The sequence below is a fragment of the Antiquaquibacter soli genome (assembly GCF_030580675.1).
Taxonomy (GTDB): domain Bacteria; phylum Actinomycetota; class Actinomycetes; order Actinomycetales; family Microbacteriaceae; genus Rhodoglobus; species Rhodoglobus soli.
This window is the reverse complement of record NZ_JAUQUB010000001.1, coordinates 872,906-889,871: the sequence shown is the minus strand read 5'-3', so window position 1 is coordinate 889,871 and position 16,966 is coordinate 872,906. Positions and strand designations below refer to the sequence as shown.

15 protein-coding genes are annotated in these 16,966 nt (G+C 69.7%); 7 read left to right on the top strand and 8 right to left on the bottom strand.

Translation table 11 applies throughout. From position 1 onward, the window contains the following. The first annotated feature begins 5 nt into the window (after positions 1-5). Complete coding sequence (locus tag Q5716_RS04350; protein ID WP_305001864.1) at positions 6-674, top strand: response regulator transcription factor; 669 nt, start codon at positions 6-8, stop codon at positions 672-674. Here the strand turns inward: Q5716_RS04350 and Q5716_RS04345 are convergent. The 3 genes from Q5716_RS04345 to Q5716_RS04335 all read right to left on the bottom strand — a co-directional run bounded on the left by Q5716_RS04345 (position 612) and on the right by Q5716_RS04335 (position 3,650). Continuing rightward, positions 612-1,874, bottom strand: coding sequence for an MFS transporter (locus Q5716_RS04345; protein WP_305001863.1), 1,263 nt, complete (start codon positions 1,872-1,874; stop codon positions 612-614). The two genes, Q5716_RS04350 and Q5716_RS04345, sit on opposite strands and share 63 nt — an antisense overlap. Before the next feature lie 118 nt (positions 1,875-1,992). Further along, positions 1,993-2,307: a thiamine-binding protein gene (locus Q5716_RS04340; RefSeq protein ID WP_305001862.1), complete on the bottom strand. Its 315-nt coding sequence runs from the start codon at positions 2,305-2,307 to the stop codon at positions 1,993-1,995. A 2-nt stretch (positions 2,308-2,309) separates the two neighbouring features. After that, a complete protein-coding gene (locus Q5716_RS04335) occupies positions 2,310-3,650 on the bottom strand; it encodes a glycosyltransferase 87 family protein (protein WP_305001861.1) in 1,341 nt (446 codons plus the stop codon). A gap of 99 nt (positions 3,651-3,749) precedes the next feature. On the opposite strand from Q5716_RS04335, the gene Q5716_RS04330 reads away from it, so the two are divergent. Genes Q5716_RS04330 through Q5716_RS04320 form a run of 3 tightly spaced genes read left to right on the top strand, consistent with a single transcriptional unit; the run spans position 3,750 to position 6,199 of the window. Beyond that, positions 3,750-4,586, top strand: a complete 837-nt coding sequence (locus Q5716_RS04330) for an ABC transporter substrate-binding protein (RefSeq protein WP_305001860.1) — start codon at positions 3,750-3,752, stop codon at positions 4,584-4,586. Between the two features lie 9 nt (positions 4,587-4,595). After that, complete coding sequence (locus Q5716_RS04325) at positions 4,596-5,465, top strand: amino acid ABC transporter permease (RefSeq protein WP_305001859.1); 870 nt, start codon at positions 4,596-4,598, stop codon at positions 5,463-5,465. Beyond that, on the top strand, positions 5,462-6,199 hold the full coding sequence (locus tag Q5716_RS04320; protein ID WP_305001858.1) for an amino acid ABC transporter ATP-binding protein: 738 nt from the start codon (positions 5,462-5,464) through the stop codon (positions 6,197-6,199). The genes Q5716_RS04325 and Q5716_RS04320 overlap by 4 nt, the downstream gene beginning before the upstream one ends. On the opposite strand, the gene Q5716_RS04315 is transcribed toward Q5716_RS04320, so the two are convergent. After that, complete coding sequence (locus tag Q5716_RS04315) at positions 6,192-6,983, bottom strand: ADP-dependent NAD(P)H-hydrate dehydratase (RefSeq protein WP_305001857.1); 792 nt, start codon at positions 6,981-6,983, stop codon at positions 6,192-6,194. The two genes, Q5716_RS04320 and Q5716_RS04315, sit on opposite strands and share 8 nt — an antisense overlap. A 22-nt stretch (positions 6,984-7,005) precedes the next feature. Here Q5716_RS04315 and Q5716_RS04310 point away from each other — a divergent pair, with 22 nt between their 5' ends. Then, on the top strand, positions 7,006-7,623 hold the full coding sequence (locus tag Q5716_RS04310) for an HAD family hydrolase (protein WP_305001856.1): 618 nt from the start codon (positions 7,006-7,008) through the stop codon (positions 7,621-7,623). Beyond that, the gene (locus tag Q5716_RS04305; protein WP_305001855.1) at positions 7,620-8,696 is read left to right on the top strand and encodes an NADH:flavin oxidoreductase/NADH oxidase; all 1,077 of its coding nucleotides are present in this window, start codon (positions 7,620-7,622) and stop codon (positions 8,694-8,696) included. Before Q5716_RS04310 ends, Q5716_RS04305 begins: the two co-directional genes overlap by 4 nt. On the opposite strand, the gene Q5716_RS04300 is transcribed toward Q5716_RS04305, so the two are convergent. The 3 genes from Q5716_RS04300 to guaB1 all read right to left on the bottom strand — a co-directional run bounded on the left by Q5716_RS04300 (position 8,697) and on the right by guaB1 (position 12,576). Then, on the bottom strand, positions 8,697-9,734 hold the full coding sequence (locus tag Q5716_RS04300; protein ID WP_305001854.1) for a hemolysin family protein: 1,038 nt from the start codon (positions 9,732-9,734) through the stop codon (positions 8,697-8,699). After that, positions 9,734-11,053: a hemolysin family protein gene (locus Q5716_RS04295; RefSeq protein WP_305001853.1), complete on the bottom strand. Its 1,320-nt coding sequence runs from the start codon at positions 11,051-11,053 to the stop codon at positions 9,734-9,736. Before Q5716_RS04295 ends, Q5716_RS04300 begins: the two co-directional genes overlap by 1 nt. Before the next feature lie 83 nt (positions 11,054-11,136). After that, positions 11,137-12,576: a GMP reductase gene (gene guaB1, locus Q5716_RS04290; RefSeq protein ID WP_305001852.1), complete on the bottom strand. Its 1,440-nt coding sequence runs from the start codon at positions 12,574-12,576 to the stop codon at positions 11,137-11,139. A 134-nt stretch (positions 12,577-12,710) separates the two neighbouring features. Between guaB1 and Q5716_RS04285 the strand changes: the two genes are divergently transcribed. Then, positions 12,711-16,490 (top strand): multifunctional oxoglutarate decarboxylase/oxoglutarate dehydrogenase thiamine pyrophosphate-binding subunit/dihydrolipoyllysine-residue succinyltransferase subunit, encoded by a 3,780-nt coding sequence (locus Q5716_RS04285; RefSeq protein WP_305001851.1) that lies wholly within the window; start codon positions 12,711-12,713, stop codon positions 16,488-16,490. Between the two features lie 65 nt (positions 16,491-16,555). On the opposite strand, the gene Q5716_RS04280 is transcribed toward Q5716_RS04285, so the two are convergent. Next, entirely contained in the window at positions 16,556-16,960 is a 405-nt protein-coding gene (locus Q5716_RS04280) for a YccF domain-containing protein (protein WP_305001850.1), read from the bottom strand. Positions 16,961-16,966: the final 6 nt, after the last annotated feature.

Genomic DNA, 16,966 nt, shown 5'->3' with positions numbered 1-16,966 from the left:
CGACCGTGACATCCTCAGACCGCATCCGGCTCGCGCTCGTCGACGACCACAAGATGCTCCTCGGGGCACTCACCGAGTGGATCCGCAGCGCCGCGTCCGACATCGACATGGTCGTCGCGGTACCGACGTGGCCCGAGCTCACCGTGCACCCTGAGTTCCCCGTCGACGTCGTGCTGCTCGACCTCGACCTCAAGGACAACATCCCGATCTCGCTCAAGATCAACACGCTCAAGACGATGGGCGTGAAGGTCGTGCTGATGAGCACCTACTCCGAGCCGAACGTCGTCCGCGAGGCGCTCGCGGCGGGCGCTCTCGGCTACCTCGTCAAGAGCGAGGACGCGGGGATGATCGTCGAAGCGATCCGCGCGGCGGCGGAGGGCGAGCCGTTCGTCTCGGCCGAGCTCGACCTCGCCCTCAACGCCGGCGAGGTCGGCGGCTCCCCCAAGCTCAGCGCGCAGGAGCGCCGGGTGATGGCGCTCTACGGCGGCGGCGAGCCGGTGAAGGCCGTCGCGTTCCAGCTGAGCATCTCGGAGGAGACCGCGAAGAGCTACCTCAAGCGGATCCGCGAGAAGTACCGCGTCGCGGGCTTCGACGTGGGAACGAAGGTGGCGCTACGCAAGCGGGCGATCGAGGACGGCATCCTCGTCGAGGGCGACACCCCGCGCTCCTTCTGAGCGGTTGCCCGCGCGGCGCTCGAGGGCGACGCTGACGACCGCGAGCAGAACCCCCGGGATCACGAGCAGCAGGCCCACCCACGTCGGGGACAGGTAGCCGAGCCCCGCGGCGATCGTGATGCCGCCGAGGTACGCGCCGAGACTGTTGCCGATGTTGAGCGACGAGTGGTTGATGGCCGCCGCGAGCGACTGACCATCGCCCGCGACATCCATGAGCCGCGTCTGGATCGCCGGGGACAGGGCGGATGCCGCGGCCGCCACGAGGAACACGAAGACGAACAGTCCGGCCGTCCACTGCGCCGTGAGCGCTAGTCCCAGCAGGGCGATGAAGAACGCGCCGAAGCACAGGAAGAGGGTGCGGATGACGCTGTGGTCCGCCGCGCGGCCACCCACGAAGTTGCCGACCGTCATGCCGATTCCCGCGACGACGAGCACCCACGGTACGACGGCCGGGTCGAGACCCGTGACGTTCGTCACGAGCGGGGCGACGTAGGTGTAGACCGCGAAGAAGCCGCCGAAGCCGATCGAGCCGATGAGCAGCGCGAGCCACACCTGGCCGCGGGAGAAGATCCCCAGCTCACGACGGACCGTCGCCGCCGGGTCGCCCGGCTGGAACGGGACCACGAGCGCGATGGCCGCGAAGGCGGCCGCGAACACCGCCGCCACCGCGAGGTAGGCGATCCGCCAGCCGGCCTCCTGGCCGAGCCACGTAATGGTCGGCACGCCGATGACGTTCGCGATGGTGAGGCCGGAGAGCACGAGCGCCACCCCCTGGCCGCGCTTGCCGGGGCCCATGAGCGACGCCGCGACCAGAGCGGCGATTCCGAAGTAGGCGCCGTGCGGGAGCGCTGCCACGAAACGCGCGACGAGAACCGTCTCGAAGGTCGGCAGGAGCGCGGAGGCGAGGGTGCCGAGCGTGAACAGGGCGACGCACGCGAGCAGGAGCTGCTTGCGGGGGAACTTGGCGGCGACCGCCGCGATCGTCGGGGCGCCGATGACGACTCCCGCGGCGTAGGCCGACACGAGCCATCCCGCCTGCGCGTTCGCGCGCTCGTGCGAGACGGACCAGATGTCCGGCAGCAGGTCAGCGGCGAGGTTGGGCAGCAAACCCATGGCCACGAACTCGGTGAGGCCGATCCCGAATCCGCCGAGGGCGAGCGCCAGGAGAGCGAGTCGGATGCGAGTGGGTGTGAGGGTCATGAGAAGGGGCCGATCGAGCGCGCGTACAGGAGGTGCCGCTCGCCGTCGAGCCGAGCAACCAGTCTAGGGCCGACCCCGCCGAAGCCATCCGCGCCGTGGCGCAATCGATCACGCTCGATCAGTCGAGCTGCGCCTCCCGCTCGAGCGCTTGCTCGAGCCGCTCCACCTTGCCGGTGATCTCGCCGATACGACCGGGCCGGATGTCCGCCTTGAGCACGAGGGAGACGCGCGTACCGAAGCGCCCGACGGCCTCGGTGGCGCGCTTGACGACGTCGAAGACCTCGTCCCACTCCCCCTCGATGGTCGTGAACATGGCGTCGGTGCGGTTGGGGAGCCCGGATGCCCGCACCACCGCGACGGCGGCCGCCACGGCGTCGTGCACCGAGTCGTCGTCGCGACCGCCGCTCGGCGCGACCGAGAACGCTACGAGCATGACTACCCCTTCGCTGCCTGCGGCTGAGCGCTGCCGTCGGTGAGCCGGATCGGCCACACCGTCTGCAGCCCATCCTCCCCCACCGGGTGCTCCTCCGCCCAGTGCGGCGACGCGACGATTGCCCGGATCGCCCACGCCAGGAGCGCGAAGTAGAGCAGGTTGCGGGCCGAGAGCACGACGAGGAGGAGCAGGTCGAGCGAGAGCAGCCAGTTGTACAGGTACGGGTAGACGACCTGGGTGAGGGCGGCGATCACGAGCACGAGGATCGCCGGCACGCGGAAGGACCGACCCCAGCCCGCGGCGCTCGTGACGATGCCGAGCACGATGGGCACCGCGAACCACGAGACGAACTGCGGCGAGCCGACCTTGTTGAATGCGATGAGCGCCGTCACGAGCCCGAGCGAGAGCGGCGGCAGCAGGTCGCCGACAGCCGCCCCTCGACGCACGGCGACAACGGCGAGCGCGGAGATCGCGAAGACCGCCACCGCGAGCAGCGGCGTCATGAGGCCCGCTGCGAAGCCGGACCCCGGGCCCTCGACCTGGTAGGTGAGGATGCCCGTGTCGTAGTACACGAAGGCGCCGGGCACCCCCGCCTTCGCAAGCCAGAGCCACACGGTGCTCACAGGGGCCTCGACCTGCAGGCCGCGACCGGTCTGCTCCGTGATGAAGCTCAGCACGCTCGACGTCGCCCCGAGCAGGAGCGCACCGATGAGCACGACCGCGGTGACGGCCGCCGCGCCCGCAACGATCCGAAGTCGGTCCCGCACCGCGATGAGGGCCGCGAGCACGAGGGCGGCGGGCCACACCTTGATCCACGTCGCGACGGCGAGGAGCGCAGAGGCGAGCACGGGCCGCGAGGCCAGCAGCAGCACGCCGACGAGGGCGATCGGCACCGTGACCGAGTCGATCCGGGCGAGCGCGATGGGGCCGAGCAGCAGGAGGAAGGCGATCCACCACCAGCCCGCGGCGATGCGCTCGGGGCGGCGCCCCCACCCGGTCACGAACCCGAACGCGACCGCGTTCAGCACCATCACGAGCGACAGCCACGTCGCGCCGTACTGGTCGGGGCCGAACACGGTGGCGAGCAGCATCGGTACGAGCGCGAGGATCGGGTACACCCACGCCGTGTCGATGCCGACCCAGAGCCCGCCGCCCAAAGCCTCCTCGATCCAGAACCGGTACACGAGGGTGACGTCGCCGAGCGGCAGGCCCGGTGCGTAGAGCGCGAGCAGGCCGAGCACGAGGTGGGCGGCGACGAACGCGACCCAGAGGGTGAGGGGGCTCGCGGCGATGAGCCGGAGGACGGAGGACGGTCGCGAGAGGGCGGTCGGGGCATCCGTCATGGCTGACAAGCGTAACCGGTAACAATTCGTCGCCGTCTCGCGCGCCCACCGCCGCCTTTGGGATGATGGGAGCACACAGCACCCTCGGAGGAGACCCGTATGTCCACGATCACCCGCGGCCTGGCCGCGATCGGCGCCGCCGCCCTCGTCGTCGGCCTCGCCGCCTGCACCCCCGCCGCCGACTCCGGTTCGACGCCCGCGAGCGACTACGTCACCGAGGGCAAGCTCACCATCGGCACCGGCGAGCCGGCCTACTACCCGTGGGTCCTGGACGACGCGCCCGAGTCGGGCGAGGGCTTCGAGGCCGCGGTGGCCTACGCCGTCGCCGAGGAGCTCGGGTTCGCGGCCGAGGACGTGGTCTGGGTCCGCACGACCTTCGACGAGGCCATTGCTCCCGGCCCCAAGGACTTCGACTTCAACCTGCAGCAGTTCTCGATCACCGAGGAGCGCAAGGCGAATGTCGACTTCTCGTCGCCCTACTACGAGACCACTCAGGCCATCATCACCGTCGACGGCTCCGCTGCCGCCGGTGCCACGTCGATTGATGACCTCAAGGGCCTCCTGATCGGCGCCGCGACCGGCACCACGAGCTTTGCCACCATCGAGTCGGTCATCGCCCCGACCGCCGGAGCGCAGGCGTTCAGCACGAACGACGACGCGAAGCTCGCCCTCGAGAGCGGCCAGGTCGACGCGATCGTCGTCGACCTGCCGACCGCGTTCTACCTCACCGGGGTCGAGCTCACGGGCGGCCTCATCATCGGCCAGTTCCCGCTCGAGGACGGCACGGGCGACCAGTTCGGCCTCGTCCTGCCCAAGGACAGCCCGCTCACCGGCGCCGTCACCGACGCCGTCGACGCGCTGCGCGACAACGGCACTCTCGCGGACATCGAGGCCGAGTGGCTCTCGAACGCGGTCGCGGTGCCCGTCCTCCAGTAGCGTTCTGGAGTGACTTCGACCGACGAGACGGCCCGGCAGCCCAGCTCCATCGAGCTCGGCCGCCGGGCCTTCCGTCGTCGCCAGACCATCCGCTCGGTCGCGATCAGTGCCGCCTCCACGGTCGTGCTCGCCGTGGTGCTGTGGGCCACCATCATCAACACCCCGGGCTGGGCGAGGGTCCAGCAGACCTTCTTCGACCCCGAGGTGTTCTGGGCGGCGCTCCCCCGGGTGTGGGACGGCTTCCTCCTGAACCTGCGCGTGCTCGGCTTCGCCGTCGCCGGTGTCCTCGTGCTGAGTGTCATCCTGGCGATCGTGCGCACCTTGCGCGGGCCGATCTTCTTCCCGCTGCGGTTCCTCGCCTCGGCGTACACCGACCTGTTCCGCGGCCTGCCGCTCATCATCGTGCTGTACCTGGTCGGGTACGGGGTTCCCGGGCTCCAGGGGCCGGGGGAAGCACGCATCCCCGCGGTCGTCCTGGGCACCGTCGCCCTCATCCTTACCTACTCGGCATACGTGTCCGAGGTGTTCCGCGCGGGTATCGAGGCGGTGCATCCCTCGCAGCGGCTGGCCGCCCGCTCGCTGGGTCTCAGCCACGGCAAGACGCTGAGACTCATCGTCCTGCCGCAGGCGGTACGCAAGGTGACTCCCGCGCTCATGAACGACTTCATCGCCCTCACCAAGGACGTGGGCCTGATCTCGGTGCTCGGAGCGGTGGATGCGGTCCGCGCGGCCCAGATCGAGACGGCGAAGTTCTTCAACTTCACGCCCTACGTCGTGGCGGGCCTGCTCTTCGTGATCCTGTCGATCCCGATCATCCGCCTCACCGACTGGTACACCGCGCGGCTGCGCGACCGGGAGCAGATCGGCGGGATCGTATGAGCGAGGTCGTGCTCCAGCTCCAAGGCATCCACAAGTCGTTCGGCGACCGGGAGGTGCTGCGCGGCATCGACCTGACCGTGCGCACCCACGAAGTCGTCGCGCTCATCGGGGCGAGTGGTTCGGGCAAGTCGACGCTCCTGCGCACGATCAACCTCCTCGAGCGCATCGACGACGGGCAGATCCTCCTGCGGGGGCAGGACATCAGCGACCCCCGTGTCCCGGCGGACGCCGTGCGCGCACGCATCGGCGTCGTCTTCCAGCACTACAACCTGTTCCCGCACCTGAGCGTGCTCGACAACGTCACTCTCGCCGCGCGGCACGTGTTCCGTGAGTCGAGGCAGGATGCCGAGGCCCGAGGTATCGACCTGCTCGGGCGCATCGGCCTCGCCGAGCACGCCCGGTCCTTCCCCGATCGGCTCTCCGGCGGCCAGCAGCAGCGCGCGGCGATCGTCCGCGCGATCGCGACCAACCCCGAGCTCCTGCTCCTCGACGAGATCACGAGCGCCCTCGACCCCGAGCTCGTCGGCGAAGTCCTCGACCTCGTGCGAGAGCTCAAGGCGGAGGGGACGACGATCGTCATGGCGACTCACGAGATGGCGTTCGCCCGCGACGTCGCCGACCATGTCGTCTTCCTGGATCAGGGTCTCATCGCCGAGCAGGGGCCTCCCGAGCAGCTCTTCGGCGCCCCGCGCGAGCCGCGCACCCGCGAGTTCTTGAGCCGCTTCCTCAGCTGATCAGCTCGGCGATGACCGCCGGGATGCTCGCGCACAGGTCGAGGATCGTGAGCGGACCGCCGGCGCTCGCCCGCTCCGCCGCGAGGCCGTGAACGAGGGCTGCTGTGGCGGCGAGGGCCGGCAGGTCGGGGTCTGCCGCGTGGGTCGCCACGAGCGCCCCGAGGATGCCGCCGAGCGCGTCCCCCGCCCCCGCCGTCGCGAGCCAGGCGGGCGCCGCGGAGACCCGGAGGAGGACGCCTGGTCCCGCGACGTAGGTCGAGTGGCCTTTGAGGAGCACCGTGGCATCCAGCTCGACGGATGCCCGGCTCGCCCACCCGGCCGGGTCCGAGGCGATCTCGCTCGCGTCCGCCCCGAGCACGCGGGCCAACTCCCGGTAGTGCGGCGTGAGCACCACCGGGCCGCGCGCCCGGGCACGGAGGTCGAGCGCTCCCCCGTCGAGGACGACGGGGAGGCCCTGGTCGAGGGCTCGCTCCATGAGGGTCGTGTCCCGATCGACCGGGTCCATGCCCGAACCGAGAAGCCATGCCTGCACCCGACCGTCGGACGCGACGGCCTCCGGTCGGCGGTGCAGCACGAGATCGGTGGCGCGCCTCGGGCCGAGGTAACGGACCATCCCGACTCCCGTGCGCAACGCCGCCTCCACCCCGAGCACGGCCGCGCCCGGGTACTGGTCGGAGCCCGTCACGATGCCGAGTACGCCGCGGGAGTACTTGTCGTCGTCCGGGCCGGGCACCGCGATCCATCGGGCGGCATCGGCGGGCGTCCACGGCGTCGGGTCGGTCATGCACTCACGATAGTTTGGAGGGGTGAGCATCAGCATCCCCGGTCGTGTCGTCGTCTTCGATTACGGGGAGGTGATCTCTCGCAGCCCCAGCGAGGCGGACCGCGACGTCGTGCTCGCGCTCGCCGGCGTCGAGGCCGAGCCGTTCTGGGAGAGCTACTGGCGCCACCGCAACGCGCTCGACCAGGGCACGATCTCCCCGAGCTCATACTGGAAGCAGATCGCGGAGGAGACCGGCACGACCTGGAGCGCCTCGCGCATCTACGAGCTCTGGGTGGCCGACTTCCGCAGCTGGTGGAGTGTCGAGCCGGGAACGCTCGAACTCATCGCGCGGCTCTCCGAGGGCGGCACTCGACTGGCCATCCTGTCCAACGCCGGATTCGACTTCGCGAGCGGGTTCCGGTTCTCGCCCCTCGGACAGTACTTCGAGCGGGTCTTCGTGAGCGCCGAGATGGACGCCATCAAGCCCGACCCGGCCATCTACCGCGAGGTCGCGGACGAGCTCGGCATCTCCCTCGCCGACATGGTCTTCATCGACAACAAGTCGATCAACACCGAGGCGGCGGCCGCCCTCGGCGTCACCGTGCACCACTTCACCGGAGTGGAGGGACTCGCGGCCTTCCTCGAGGGGCTCGCTGCGTGAGCGCACTGTTCACCCCCCTGAGCATTCGCGGCACGACGTTCCGCAATCGGCTGTGGGTTGCGCCGCTGTGCCAGTACTCCGTCGACAAGCAGGACGGCGTGCCGATCGACTGGCACCTCGTGCACCTCGGCGGCTTCGCCCTCGGGGGTGCCGGCCTCGTCATGACGGAGGCGACCGCGGTCAACCCGGTCGGCCGCATCTCACCCCAGGACACCGGCATCTGGAACGACGAGCAGCAGGAGTCGTGGGCACGGATCGTGCGGTTCATCCGGTCCCAGGGCGCCGTGGCGGGCATCCAGCTCGCGCACGCCGGCCGCAAGGGCTCGACGTGGCTGCACTGGGACCCGCGCGAAGGGACCGTGCCTGTGGAGGACGGCGGCTGGGAGCCGGTCGCGCCCTCGGCGATCGCGTTCGGCGACTACGCGACCCCGCGATCGCTCGAGACCTCCGAGCTCGCCGGGATCGTCGAGGACTTCGCAGCTGCGGCGCGGCGGTCGCTCGACGCGGGCTTCGAGCTGCTCGAGATCCACGCCGCGCACGGCTACCTCCTGCACGAGTTCCTGTCGCCGCTGTCCAACGTGCGTGACGACCAGTACGGCGGCTCGCTCGAGAACCGGGCGCGGCTGCTGCTCGAGATCGTGCGCGCGGTTCGCGCCGAGGCGGGCGACGAGGTCCCGATCCTCGTCCGCTTCTCGGCCACCGACTGGGCCGAGGACGGCTGGGACGCAGAGCAGACCGGTGTCGTCGCGGGCTGGGCCGCCGAGGCGGGAGCCGACCTGTTCGACATCTCGACGGGCGGGCTCGTCTCCGGCACCCGCATCCCGCTCTCCCCTGGCTACCAGGTGCCGTTCGCGGAGCACGTGAAGGACGCCTCGAGCGCGCCGGTGAGCGCGGTGGGCCTCATCACGACCGCCCAGCAGGCCGAGGAGATCGTCGCCTCAGGGCGCGCGGACGCCGTGATGATGGGCCGTGAGATGATGCGCGACCCGCACTTCGCGTGGCGGGCCGCGCACGAGCTCGGGGTGCAGCTGGACTACTACCCGCCGCAGTATTGGCGTGCTAAGTTCCGCTAGCTACTGCCGCCGCGTCGTCGCGTCCTGGACCTCGCCGACGAGCTCCTCGATGATGTCCTCGAGGAAGAGCACGCCCTTCGTCGCGCCGTTCTCGTCGAAGGCCCGGGCGACGTGCACCCCGGATCGGCGCATCGTCGCGAGCGCGTCCTCGAGGTCGGTGCCGCGGAAGATCGAGATGAGCTGTCGGATGCGCTTCGGAGGAACGGGCTCATGGAACTCGTCCTCGTCGAGGTCGATGACATCCTTCAGGTGAAGGTACCCGGTCGGCTCGCCCTCCTCGTCGACGAGGATGTAGCGCGAGAACCCTCGCTGGGCGACCGCCTTCTCGACGTCGGCGGGGGTGGCGTCCTCCGGCAGCGTCACGAGCGAGGCCATCCCGACCGCGACATCCCGCACCTTCTTCGAGGTGAACTCGAACGCGGCGGAGAGCGTGCCACCGGCATCCGTCAGCGTCCCCTCGCTCGTCGAGTGGCGCACGATCGTCGCGACCTCGTCGAGCGTGAACACGCTGTTCGCCTCGCTCTTCGGCTCGACGCGCACGAGGCGCAGGATCCCGTTGGCGGCGCCGTTCAGCGCCGAGATGATCGGGTTGAAGACCCGCGCGATGAACACGAGCGGCGGAGCGAGGATGAGCACGGCGCGGTCCGGGAGCGAGAACGACAGGTTCTTCGGCACCATCTCGCCGAAGACGACGTGCAGGAACGACACCAGCAGCAGGGCGATGACGAACGCGATCGTGCCGATGACCTCCTCGGGCCATCCGGTGAGCGCCAGCGGGTACTCGAGCAGGTGGTGGATGGCCGGTTCGGAGACGTTGAGGATGAGCAGAGAGCAGACGGTGATGCCGAGCTGGCAGGCCGCGAGCATGAGTGTCGCGTGCTCCATGGCCCAGAGCGCGGTCTTGGCGGCGCGGGAGCCGGCCTCGGCACGCGGCTCGATCTGGGAGCGCCGCGCGGAGATGACAGCGAACTCGGCGCCGACGAAGAACGCGTTGATGGCGAGCAGTACGAACAGCCAGGCGATCCCCCACCAGTCCATTACTTCTCACCTCCCTCGGTCGCCTCGACCGGCCGCGGCGTGAACCTGACCCGGTCGATGCGGCGGCCGTCGAGGCGCTCGATGCGGAACGTGCCGGCCTCGATCTCGACGGTGTCGCCGACCACCGGCAGTCGGCCGAGCTCGCTCATGAGCCAGCCCGCGACGGTCTCATAGGGCCCCTCCTCGGGCACGGCGACGTCTGTGCGCTCGCGCAACTCGTCGGGACGCAGGAGCCCCGGGAAGGTGAACCAGTCGCGCGACCTCACGACGTCGGCCTTCGTGCGGTCGTGCTCGTCCGACACCTCGCCGACGATCTCCTCCACGAGATCTTCGAGAGTGGCCACTCCGGCGGTTCCGCCGTACTCGTCGACGACGACCGCCATCTGGTAGCCGCGGCCGCGCAGCTCGGCGAGGAGGCCGTCGAGCTTCATCGTCTCGGGCACGCGGAGGGCATCCGACTGCAATGCCGACGCGGGCACCTCGGGGCGCTTCTCGCGGGGGACGGCCACCGCCTGCTTGACGTGGACGATGCCGACGACGTCGTCGACGGAGTCGTCGATGACGGGGAAGCGCGAGAGGCCGGTGCGCCGGGCAAGATCGATGACGTCCTGCGCGGAGTCGGTGCGGTCGACGCTCGCGACCCGCGGGCGCGGGGTCATGACATCCTGCGCCGTCAGGTCGGCGAACGCGAGGGTGCGGGCGAGCAGCGTCGCAGTGTCGCGGTCGAGGCTGCCCTCGCTCGCCGAGCGCCGCACGAGAGAGGCGAGCTCCTCCGCCGACCGGGCCCCGGAGAGCTCCTCCTTCGGCTCGATCCCGATGGAGCGCAGGACCGCGTTGGCGGTGTTGTTGAGGAGTGCCACCGCCGGTCGGAAGACAGTCGTGAAGGCGACCTGGAACGGGATGACCACTTTCGCGGTCGCCCTCGGGATCGCGAGGGCCAGGTTCTTCGGCACGAGTTCGCCGATGATCATCGACAGCAGCGTCGCGAGGGCGATGGCGACGATCGTCGCGACGGCGCGCGACCCGCCCTCCCCCAGGCCGAGTGCCGCGAGGGGCACCGCGAACCACGTCGAGAGCGCTGGCTCGAGCGTGTATCCGGTGAGGAGCGTCGTCAGGGTGATGCCGAGCTGCGCGCTCGAGAGGTGTGTCGAGGTGTGCTTGAGCGCCCCGATCGTCATGCCGAGGCCTCGCTCGCCCCGATCCCGACGCACCTCGAGATCAGACCGATCGAGGTTGACGAGTGCGAACTCGGAGGCGACGAAGAAGCCGGTGCCGATGGTCAGCACGATTCCGATGGCCAGCATGATCCACTCAGACATGGGTGGCACCGCCGGCCGGGGTACTAGAAGGAGGGTCGTCCATAAGTCCGTCGAGTCTATCCAGGTCTGGGCTGTGAGGGCACCTACCAGCTGACGGGGAGCGCCTTGCCCTCCTCGTAGCCTGCTGCGGACTGGATGCCCACGAGCGCCCGCTCGCGGAACTCGGCGAGGTCCCGGGCACCGGCGTAGGTGAACGAGCTGCGCACGCCGGAGGTGATCATGTCGAGCAGATCCTCGAGGGAGGGGCGCAGCGGGTCGAGGTAGATCTTCGAGCTCGAGATGCCCTCCGCGAAGAGCGTCTTGCGCGCGAGCTCGTAGGCGTCGAGCCGGTCGAACCGCTCCTTCACGGCCTTCGTGGACGCCATGCCCCAGCTCTCCTTGTAGGCACGGCCGGCTTCGTCGCGCGCGAGCGTGCCCGGAGCCTCGATCGTCCCGGCGAACCACGAGCCGATCATGACGGATGCCGCACCCGCCGCCAGAGCGAGGGCGACGTCGCGCGGGTACCGCACGCCGCCGTCCGCCCACACGTGGGCGCCGAGCTCCCGCGCGGCTTCCGCCGTCTCGAGCACCGCCGAGAACTGGGGTCGGCCCACGGCGGTCATCATGCGGGTGGTGCACATGGCACCGGGGCCGACGCCGACCTTGAGGATCGAGGCACCGGCATCCACGAGGTCGCGGACCGCCTCCGCGGTGACGATGTTTCCGGCCACGATCGGCACGGAGAGACCGAGCGCCTTGACGGCACGGATGGCGCGGATCATCCCCTCCTGGTGGCCGTGGGCCGTGTCGATGACGAGCACATCGACCCCGGCCTCGACGAGGGCCCTCGCCTTGCCCGCGACGTCGCCGTTGATGCCGACGGCCGCGGCCACCTGCAGCCGACCGTCGGGGTCGAGGGCGGGCGCGTAGATCGTGGAGCGGAGCGCGCCCTTGCGGCTCAGGGTGCCGACGACCCGTCCGTCGTGCAGCACGGGCGCGAACTCGAGGCCCGCGGCGACCATGAGATCGAAAGCGGCGCGCGGCCCGGTGAGCTCGTCGACGTCGATGCCGGGGCCCTGGTTGGTGAGGAGGTCGGCGAGCGGCGCATCCGGGAGGGCCGCTGCGAGTCGCTCGGCCGCGACCGCGCCGAGGTAGGCGCCGTGCTCGTCGTGCACGACGAGGCCGTGGCCGGGGAGAGCCGGCAATTGGGCGAGAGCCGTGGCGACGGTGTCCGACGGTCGCAGGTCGACCGCGGCATCCCAGGCGACCGGCTGCGCCTTCACCCAGCGGATCGCTGCCGCGAGGTCCTGAGGGTGCATATCCTGCGGCAGCACGCCCAGCCCACCGCGACGGGCGAGGGCGGCAGCGAGCCGGGGACCGGTCACCGAGTTCATGTTCGCGGAGACGATCGGGATGCTCGCCGCCGTGCCGTCCCCCGGCGCGAGAGACACGTCGAGTCGGCTCGAGACGCCCGATCGGGACGGCACGAGGAACACATCGGAGTAGGTGAGGTCGTGCGTCGGAGCGGTCTCGTAAAAGCGCATGGAATTAACGCTACTCCCGGCCCTTCGAGCCAGCGCGCGCCCAGGAAAAGCGATTACTCTTGACGCTGGTGTGTCGTCACCCGGATGCATGCCTGCAGTTGTTGACGAGAAGAACCGGAAGTGGGCGGTCGGCTGTGTCAAGCCAAGTGACCGGAATCGCTCCGGAGGGTGATTCCTCCGGCGAATTCGGAGCCAATGAGTGGCTCGTAGATGAGATGTACGAGCGCTACCTCCAAGACAAGAATTCGGTGGACCAGTCGTGGTGGCCCATTCTCGAGAGCTACCACCCGGCAGTCGACCCCACGCCGACCGGGGCGATCCCCGTCGTGACCGGAGCAGCGCAGCTCGGTGGCGAGGCGCAGATCCCCGACGAGGTCATCGAGGGCGCGGCGTCCAGCCCCGAGCCGGCCCCGGCCCCGACGACGGGGGCGCAGCCGGTTGCGAGGACGACCTCCGCCCCGGCACGCCCGCAGCCGATCCCCGCGGATGCTCCGGCGACGTCGCCGATCCCCCAGGCCGAGACCGAGTCCCAGGCCGAGCCCGAGAACACCGTGGCCGCCCTCAAGGGCCCGGCGAAGAGCCTCGCTGCGAACATGGATGCGAGCCTGTCGGTCCCGACCGCGACGAGCGTGCGCACCATTCCGGCGAAGCTGATGATCGACAACCGCATCGTCATCAACAACCACCTCAAGCGCGCCCGCGGCGGCAAGGTGTCCTTCACCCACCTCATCGCGTGGGCGATCGTGCAGACGCTCAAGGAGTTCCCGAGCCAGAACGTCTACTACGACGAGATCGACGGCAAGCCGTCCATCGTGACGCCCGCGCACATCAACCTCGGCATCGCGATCGACATCCCCAAGGCGGACGGCTCCCGCGCGCTCGTCGTGCCGGGCATCAAGCGCGCCGACACGATGGGTTTCGGCGAGTTCCTCGCCGCCTACGAGGACGTCGTCGCCCGCGGTCGCACCGGCAAGCTCACCGCGGCGGACTTCGCGGGCAACACGATCTCGCTCACCAACCCGGGTGGCATCGGCACCGAGCACTCCGTGCCGCGGCTGATGAAGGGCGCGGGCTGCATCGTCGGCGCCGGTGCGCTCGAGTACCCCGCCGAGTTCCAGGGCGCGAGCCCCAAGACCCTCGCCGAGCTGGCGATCGGAAAGACGATCACCCTGACGAGCACCTACGACCACCGGGTCATCCAGGGCGCGGGGTCGGGCGAGTTCCTTAAGAAGATCCACGAGCTGCTCATCGGCGAGCGCGGGTTCTACGAGGGCATCTTCGCTGCGCTCCGCATCCCGTACGACCCCATCCACTGGGCGGCGGACATCAACGTCGACCTCGCGGACAACGTCGACAAGACCGCTCGCGTTCAGGAGCTCATCAATGCGTTCCGGGTGCGCGGCCACCTCATGGCCGACACCGACCCGCTCGAGTACCGGCAGCGCTCCCACCCCGACCTCGACATCTCGAGCCACGGCCTGACGTTCTGGGACCTCGACCGGGAGTTCGTCACCGGCGGCTTCGGCGGCAAGCGCACGATGCTGCTGCGCGAGATCCTCGGGGTGCTGCGCGACTCGTACTGCCGCACGATCGGCATCGAGTACATGCACATCCAGGACCCGGCCCAGCGCGCGTGGTTCCAGGAGCACGTCGAGCAGAAGTACACGAAGCCCGGCCACGACATGCAGATGCGCATCCTCGGCAAGCTCAACGAGGCCGAGGCGTTCGAGACGTTCCTGCAGACCAAGTACGTCGGACAGAAGCGATTCAGCCTCGAGGGCGGCGAGTCGCTCGTCGCGCTCCTCGACGCCGTGCTCCAGAAGGCCGCCGAGGCGAACCTCGACGAAGCGGCGATCGGCATGGCCCACCGCGGCCGTCTCAACGTCCTCACCAATATCGCCGGGAAGACCTATGGCCAGATCTTCCGCGAATTCGAGGGCACCCAGGACCCGAAGACGGTGCAGGGCTCGGGAGACGTGAAGTACCACCTCGGTACCGAGGGCACGTTCCGCGCCGCGGGCGGGGAGAGCATCCCCGTCTATCTCGCCGCGAACCCGTCGCACCTGGAGGCGGTCGACGGCGTGCTCGAGGGCATCGTGCGCGCCAAGCAGGACCGCCACCCGATTGGCTCCTACTCCGTGCTTCCGATCATGGTGCACGGGGACGCCGCGATGGCCGGCCAGGGCATCGTCGTCGAGATCCTGCAGATGTCGCAGCTGCGCGCGTACCGCACAGGCGGCACCGTGCACGTCAACATCAACAACCAGGTCGGGTTCACGACCCCGCCCACCGAGGCGCGCACCTCGACGTACTCCACCGATGTCGCCAAGACGATCCAGGCACCCATCTTCCACGTCAACGGCGACGACCCCGAGGCCGTCGTCCGCGTTGCTGAGCTCGCGTTCGCGTACCGCCAGGAGTTCCACCGCGACGTCGTCATCGACCTGATCTGCTACCGCCGCCGGGGCCACAACGAGGGCGACGACCCGTCGATGACGCAGCCGCTCATGTACAACCTCATCGAGGCCAAGCGCTCGGTGCGCACGCTGTACACCGAGGCCCTCGTCGGCCGCGGCGACATCACGCAGGAGGAGTACGAGGCCGCGCACCGCGACTTCCAGGACAGCCTCGAGCGCGCCTTCGCCGAGACGCACGCCGCCCAGACCGGCTCGATGCCGGTCATCCCCGAGGGTGCGCAGTCGGTCGCCGATCTCGAGAAGCCCGAGTCGCAGCAGGATGACGCGATCGGAGAGCCCGCGTCCACCGCGGTCGCCGAGTCCGTCGTCCAGCTCATCGGAGACGCCCACGACAACGTTCCCGCCGGGTTCACGGTGCACCCGAAGCTCCAGGCGCTGCTCAAGAAGCGCGTGGAGATGAGCCGCCAGGGCGGCATCGACTGGGGCTTCGGGGAGCTGCTCGCGCTCGGGTCCGTCCTGCTCGAGGGCACGCCCGTACGCTTCGCCGGTCAGGATGCCCGCCGCGGCACGTTCGTGCAGCGGCACGCCGTCTTCCACGACCGCGAGAACGGCCAGGAGTGGCTGCCGCTCGCGAACCTCGCCGAGAACCAGGCACGCTTCTGGATCTACGACTCGCTGCTCAGCGAGTACGCCGCGATGGGGTTCGAATACGGCTACTCGGTCGAGCGCGCCGATGCCCTGGTCCTCTGGGAGGCGCAGTTCGGAGACTTCGCCAACGGCGCCCAGACGGTGATCGACGAGTTCATCTCGAGCGCGGAGCAGAAGTGGGGCCAGCGCTCGAGCGTGGTCCTGCTCCTCCCCCACGGCTACGAGGGACAGGGGCCGGACCACTCGTCCGCCCGTATCGAGCGCTACCTCCAGCTCTGCGCGGAGAACAACATGACCGTCGCGCGGCCGTCGACGCCGGCGTCGTACTTCCACCTCCTGCGCCGCCAGGCGTACGCCCGCCCGCGCAAGCCCCTCGTGGTGTTCACCCCGAAGGCGATGCTCCGCCTCCGCGGGGCGACGAGCGAGGTCGCGGACTTCACCTCCGGCCGGTTCGAGCCCGTCATCGACGATTCGCGGGTCGCGGACAAGTCCGCGGTGAAGCGCGTGCTGCTCACGTCGGGCAAGATCTACTACGACCTCGTCGCGGAGCTCGACAAGCGCGAGCTGAACGACGTCGCGGTGGTCCGGATGGAGCAGTTCTACCCGGTGCCCGTGGCCGAGCTCAACGCAGCCCTCGCGCAGTACCCGAACGCCGACCTCGTGTGGACGCAGGACGAGCCCGAGAACCAGGGCGCGTGGCCGTTCATGTGCCTCGAGGTCGTGCGGCACCTCCAGGGGCGCACGATCAAGGTCGCCTCGCGCCCGGCATCCGCCTCGCCGGCGACGGGATCGTCGAAGCGCAGCGCCCAAGAGCAGGTCGAGCTCATCGAACGCGCGCTGACCTTCTAGCCGCAGACAGCGAAACGGCCCTCTCCGCCTCTCGGCGGGAGGGCCGTTTTCATGGCCGGGAGCCGCTACGAGGTCCGCGGGGCCACGATGCCGGCGCCACCGGTCGGCACGATCTCCTTGCCGAGCGGGGCGAGGGAAACGGGGATGAGCTTGAAGTCGGCGATCGCGAGTGGAATGCCGATGATGGTGATCGCGAGTGCCACCCCGGACAGGATGTGCCCGATCGCGAGCCACAGGCCGGCGACGAGGAACCAGATCACGTTGCCGATGAAGGAGAACACCCCGGCCGTCGGTTTCTGCACGACCTGCCGGCCGAACGGCCACAGGACGTAGTTCGCGATGCGGAACGACGCGATTCCCCACGGGATCGTGACGATCAGGATGCAGCAGATGACTCCGGCGAGCACGTAGCCGAGAAACAGCCAGAAGCCCGACAGCACGAGCCAGATGATGTTGAGGAGGGTCTTCACGAACTC